Source organism: Winogradskyella haliclonae, assembly GCF_014635865.1.
Taxonomy (GTDB): Bacteria; Bacteroidota; Bacteroidia; order Flavobacteriales; family Flavobacteriaceae; genus Winogradskyella; species Winogradskyella haliclonae.
The window spans coordinates 1,728,229-1,734,228 of sequence record NZ_BMDQ01000001.1; the positions used below are offsets into that span (position 1 = coordinate 1,728,229).

6 protein-coding genes are annotated in these 6,000 nt (G+C 34.4%); 2 read left to right on the plus strand and 4 right to left on the minus strand.

The features are described 5' to 3' along the window. Nucleotides 1-146: 146 nt before the first annotated feature. Both IEV10_RS08025 and IEV10_RS08030 read left to right on the plus strand, forming a co-directional pair. Entirely contained in the window at nucleotides 147-1,331 is a 1,185-nt protein-coding gene (locus IEV10_RS08025) for an asparagine synthetase B (protein WP_188374211.1), read from the plus strand. A 9-nt stretch (nucleotides 1,332-1,340) separates the two neighbouring features. Next, complete coding sequence (locus IEV10_RS08030; protein ID WP_188374154.1) at nucleotides 1,341-2,414, plus strand: adenylate/guanylate cyclase domain-containing protein; 1,074 nt, start codon at nucleotides 1,341-1,343, stop codon at nucleotides 2,412-2,414. A gap of 69 nt (nucleotides 2,415-2,483) precedes the next feature. Here the strand turns inward: IEV10_RS08030 and rplT are convergent, their stop codons facing one another. The 4 genes from rplT to thrS form a co-directional block, all read right to left on the minus strand. Next, nucleotides 2,484-2,828 (minus strand): 50S ribosomal protein L20, encoded by a 345-nt coding sequence (gene rplT / locus IEV10_RS08035; protein WP_188374155.1) that lies wholly within the window; start codon nucleotides 2,826-2,828, stop codon nucleotides 2,484-2,486. Between the two features lie 101 nt (nucleotides 2,829-2,929). Beyond that, nucleotides 2,930-3,127 carry a 50S ribosomal protein L35 gene (rpmI, locus tag IEV10_RS08040; RefSeq protein WP_188374156.1) on the minus strand — a complete coding sequence of 66 codons (198 nt, stop codon included), beginning with the start codon at nucleotides 3,125-3,127 and terminating at the stop codon, nucleotides 2,930-2,932. 57 nt (nucleotides 3,128-3,184) lie between these two features. After that, on the minus strand, nucleotides 3,185-3,736 hold the full coding sequence (gene infC, locus IEV10_RS08045) for a translation initiation factor IF-3 (RefSeq protein ID WP_262890109.1): 552 nt from the start codon (nucleotides 3,734-3,736) through the stop codon (nucleotides 3,185-3,187). Between the two features lie 27 nt (nucleotides 3,737-3,763). Continuing rightward, entirely contained in the window at nucleotides 3,764-5,704 is a 1,941-nt protein-coding gene (thrS, locus tag IEV10_RS08050; RefSeq protein WP_188374157.1) for a threonine--tRNA ligase, read from the minus strand. Nucleotides 5,705-6,000 lie beyond the last annotated feature (296 nt).

Sequence of the window (6,000 nt, forward strand, 5' to 3'; positions counted from 1 at the left end):
TATCTTAAAAGAATAATAAAGACTTCGCTTAGTTTACTTTTTTAAGTATCTTTCAATTGAAATTTATGAAATTGAAAAAGCATACTCTATTTATTCTATTAGCCTTATTTGGCTATCTTTCGCATGCATCCTATATTTTAATTCCTATGGATGCAGAGTCTCAAGAAAACCATCTCAAGGCCTATGGTGTGACCTATTGGACACTAGAACGTGATTTAAAAGTTAAGTGGTTACTCAATTATAGAGGTGGTTCGTTTTTATTGCCAGATGCCGAAATTATTCAACGAGAATGTCAAATCCGTGGCGTTTCTTTCGAAGTCGTTTCAGATGCGCAAGCAGAACAAATTTTAAATGAAATTTCAAGCCCTTCCGTTAACCAAGAAGCGGTAGTTTTAGAGAAAGCACCTAAAATAGCTGTGTATACACCTTACGGAAAACAACCTTGGGATGATGCAGTAACTATGGTATTAACTTACGCAGAGATTCCTTATGAAACTATTTATGATGAAGAAGTTTTAAAAGATGAGTTACTGCTGTATGACTGGTTGCATTTGCATCACGAAGATTTTACTGGGCAATATGGTAAATTTTATAGAACATATCGTTCAGCAGCTTGGTACATAAAAGAAAAGAAAGAAGCAGAAGCTTTGGCAAAACGATTAGGCTACAATAAGGTGTCTGATGCTAAGCTAGCAGTAGCGTTAAAAATAAGAAACTATGTTGCTGGCGGCGGTTTTATGTTTGCAATGTGCTCAGCAACTGATAGTTTTGATATTGCACTTTCTGCCGAAAATGTAGACATCTGCGAGCCCATGTTTGATGGTGATGGTAGTGATCCAGGATATCAGAATAAAATTGACTTTACAAATACATTTGCGTTCAAAGATTTCCTTTTAGAACGTAACCCTAATATCTATGAATTCTCTTCAATAGATATGACCAGAAAACGAAGAATACCAAAAGAAACAGACTATTTTTCCTTAATGGAATACTCTGCTAAATGGGATCCTATACCAACAATGCTGACTCAAAATCACACAGCGTTAGTCAAAGGATTTATGGGGCAAACAACCTCTTTCACAAGAGACCAAATCAAGTCTAATGTTTTGGTTATGGGCGAGAATAAAACTAATGGTGAGGCAAAATATATTCATGGGATTAAAGGAAAAGGCTTTTTTACGTTTTATGGAGGTCATGATCCAGAAGATTATACGCATAGAGTTGGTGACCCAAAAACGGAGCTAGACTTGCATCCGACTTCACCCGGTTATCGTCTAATTCTCAATAACGTTTTATTTCCTGCTGCAAAAAAGAAAAAACAAAAGACCTGATTTTAGTAGATGTCTAACAAAATAAAATCTTTTTTTCAACTACTTTTAATATCATCAATTTTCTGGGTATTTGCATTTGTATTGTTTACAGCTATACGATATAATGGTTTAGAGGAAGAATTGTCTTTATTTACGGATGATATTCTGTATTTACCTGTTAATGCTTATTATAAGCATGCTATTATTGTCGGCTTAATTATTAGTGTTTTTTATGCTATTATAGAGTTTGTTTTTGACAGATTAAGCAAAAGAGTAGTTTTAGGACTTAGTATAGTTTTTAAGTCGCTTGTATATTTTGTATTAATTATAGTTGTATTAAGTGGTATTTCATTTTTACTAGAAGAACAAATTGATAGAGATTTGCCAAATGAAAAAGGGTGGTGGCGAGATGATCCTTTCTTCTGGATTACTGTAATATACTTTGTTGTAGCCTCAATCATATTCTCTTTAATTCGTGTTGCAAATGATAGGTTTGGTCGAGGTAATTTTATACAAGTTTTAGTTGGAAAATATAAACGACCTAAAGAACAAGAGCATATTTTGATGTTTATTGATTTAAAGGACTCTACAAAGATTGCTGAGAAGTTAGGACATCAAAAGTATAGTCAATTTATACAAGATTGTTTTATAGATTTAAATATGTCTTTAAATAATTATGGCGCAGAAGTCTATCAATATGTAGGAGATGAAGCAGTGATATATTGGCCAAGCAATAGAGGATTTAAAAACAATAATTGTATCAATTTGTTTTTTGCGTTTCAGAAGAGATTAGAGAAGAAACAAAGTTATTACACAAATAAGTATGCTTTCAATCCAAAATTTAAAGCAGGACTACATTTTGGTAAGCTTATGGTTGCAGAAATAGGTACTATTAAAAAAGATTTGGCTTTTCATGGCGATGTTATAAATACGGCTTCAAGAATTCAGAGTTTATGTAATACGTTTAATAAATCACTATTGGTTTCAGAATCTGTAATTGAAAAGTTAAGTGTATCTGATACACATTATGAGCTTCTATCTCATGATATGGAATTAAGAGGTAAAGAAGAACGCTTGAGGATTTATGCCATTAATCAAGGATAAATAAAAAACCCAACTCGAAAGAGCTGGGTTTTTTTAAGCGAAATGTTGTTATTAATTTGGCTAAAAGCCTTATTTAACTTTGTTTACTATTGCTTCAAAAGCTTCAGGGTTATTCATAGCTAAATCTGCAAGAACCTTACGATTCAATTCAATATTGTTAGCTTTTAATTTTCCCATGAATTTTGAATAGCTCATTCCATGTTGTCTAGCACCTGCATTAATACGCATAATCCATAACGCGCGGAATGTTCTTTTTTTGTTTCTGCGGTCTCTGTACGAATATTGCATCGCTTTGTCTACCGCATTTTTTGCTACTGTCCAAACGTTTTTACGTCTTCCCCAATAGCCTTTTGCTTGCTTAAGAACCTTTTTTCTTCTAGCTCTTTTTGCAACTGAATTTACTGATCTTGGCATTTCTTTAATTGTTTTTTGTAGTAGGCGACCAAATTGGTACTTGCTAAATAATTTTGCCTAACTCCAGGGTTTATAAATTGTTTTAACCGATTAAAACATCATTACTTTAAACGTAACATTGTTTTAATGTTATTCTCATCAGATTCGTGTACCAAACCATCATGAGTTAACTTAAGCTTACGCTTTTTAGATTTTTTTGTCAATATATGACTCTTAAAAGCATGCTTTCTTTTAATCTTACCAGTGCCAGTTAGTTTGAAACGTTTCTTAGCACTCGATTTAGTTTTCATTTTAGGCATTTTCTCCTATTTTTAATTACGTTTCGCTTATTATCTTTAATACTGAATAATTTCAGTTTACTTTTTCTTTGGAGCAATAAACATAATCATACGTTTACCCTCTAATTTTGGCATTTGTTCTACTTTACCAACTTCTTCTAAATCTTGAGCTAATCTTAATAATAATATTTGACCTTGCTCTTTAAACACAATAGAACGTCCTTTAAAGAATACAAAAGCTTTAAGCTTTGCACCATCTTTTAAGAACTTTTCTGCATGTTTCTTTTTAAACTCGTAATCGTGGTCATCAGTTTGTGGTCCAAATCTAATTTCCTTAACGACGACTTTAGTCGCTTTAGATTTTAAAGCTTTTTCACGTTTCTTTTGTTCGTAAAGAAACTTTTTATAATCCATAACTTTACAGACAGGTGGATTGGCATTTGGCGAAATCTCTACTAAATCTAACCCTTGCTCATCTGCTATGGCTAAGGCTTTTCGTGTAGGGTATACACCTATTTCCACATTATCACCTACAAGTCTTACCTCTTCGGCTCTAATTTTTCCGTTAATTCTGTGCTTGTCCTCTTGGACTACACGTCTGCTGAAATTTTTTCTTCTACGTATTGCTATGGCTTATATATTTTAATTAAACGTTATTTATTTGAAAGTCTTAAGACTTTCATTCACTTGTTTTTTTACAATTTCTGAAAAGGCATCTACACTTATTGTGCCAAGGTCTTCACCACCGTGAGCCCTTACCGTTATTGTATTATCCTTCTCTTCTTGCTCACCGACAATAATCATAAACGGAAACTTTTGCATTTCAGCTTCACGAATCTTCTTACCTACAGTCTCGTTTCTATTGTCTGCGAGGGCGCGAATTTCGTCATTTTCTAGCAAATTTAAAACTTTTTCAGCGTATTTTTCATATTTCTCACTGATTGATAATACTATAGCTTGCTCTGGCATTAACCAAAGCGGAAAGTTTCCTCCAGTATGCTCTAGTAATATAGCAACAAAACGCTCCATACTTCCAAACGGTGCACGGTGAATCATTACTGGTCTGTGCAACTCATTATCACTTCCTTTGTAAGTCAAATCAAAACGTTCAGGTAGGTTGTAATCTACTTGTATCGTTCCTAATTGCCATTGTCTGCCAAGCGCATCCTTTACCATAAAGTCTAGCTTAGGACCATAAAAAGCAGCTTCCCCTTCTTCAACAACATAATTAAGGCCTTTGTCTTTTGCAGCATTTAGAATAGCATTTTCTGCTTTTTCCCAATTTTCAAGACTTCCTATGTATTTCTCAGGAGTTTTAGGGTCTCTGATAGAAACTTGAGCTGTGAAATTTTCAAACCCTAGAGAGCCAAAAACATAAAGTACAAGGTCAATAACTTCTTTAAATTCTGTATCTAGCTGATCTGGTGTACAAAAAATATGAGCATCATCTTGAGTAAAACCTCTAACACGAGTTAAGCCGTGCAATTCACCACTTTGCTCATATCTATATACCGTACCAAACTCAGCATAACGCTTTGGTAATTCTTTATAAGAAAAAGGTCGCGTATTGTATATTTCACAATGGTGAGGACAGTTCATGGGTTTTAATAAAAACTCTTCACCATCGGCAGGCGTATTAATAGGTTGAAAACTATCTTCACCATATTTCGCATAGTGACCAGAAGTGACATAGAGTTCCTTTTGTCCAATATGTGGTGTTACAACCATTTCGTAACCAGCTTTTTTCTGTGCGGCTTTCAAGAAATTCTCCAGACGTTCTCTTAGAGCAGCACCTTTCGGTAACCATAGCGGAAGACCTTGACCTACTTTCCTAGAGAATGTAAAAAGCTCCAATTCTTTACCTAATTTTCTATGGTCACGTTTTTTAGCTTCTTCTAGTAAGTGTAAATATTCTGTAAGCTCTTTTTGCTTAGGGAAAGAAATTCCATAAACACGAGTCAGTTGCTTTTCATTTTCATCACCTTTATAATAAGCTCCAGCTACACTAAGTACTTTTACGGCCTTTATAATTCCTGTATTTGGTATGTGTCCTCCGCGACATAAATCAGTAAATGTAGAATGGTCGCAGAAACTAATAGTACCATCTTCAAGATTTTCAATCAGGTCAACCTTGTATTCATTCTTACCTCTATACATATCTAAAGCATCGGCTTTAGAAACAGAGCGCATCTTAAAATCGTGCTTACCGCGAGCAATCTCAAGCATCTTATTTTCAATCGTCTTAAAATCTTTTTCAGAAATAGAACCTTCTCCTAAATCAACATCGTAATAAAAACCATTTTCAATGGCTGGTCCAACCCATAGTTTTACACCAGGATATAACTCTTCCAAAGCTTGTGCAAGTACGTGAGCGGAAGAATGCCAAAAAGCTTTTTTGCCGTCATCATCGCGCCATGTATATAAAACAAGACTACCGTCAGTGGTCAATGGAGTGGTGGTTTCAATAACTGTATTATTGAATTTTGCAGATATCACATTGCGAGCAAACCCTTCGCTAATATCTACAGCCACTTCATGAGGTGTCACACCTTTATCAAAAGCGCGCACCGAACCGTCAGGTAGAGTAATTTGTATCATTATATATTATAAGTTTTTAATAACTGACAAATATATAGGTATATCAGCAACTGGCAAAGTCTAGGAGCTAATAACTGTGTAATATTCTTTAATGGGGATTCTCTTACTAAAAATAGGTCGAGCTTTAGGATTCAAGTCCCCGTAATCTAGCATAAAGTTAAACCGAACTTCTTTCTTTAAAATTATTATGGCGTTCCCAAGGGTTGTGCTTGGTTGAGCTATTGCGAGTTGCTTATAGACTATTAGGTTTATAGGGTTCCAACAAAGGTTCTATCCCTAATGTGTTTTTTAATGGG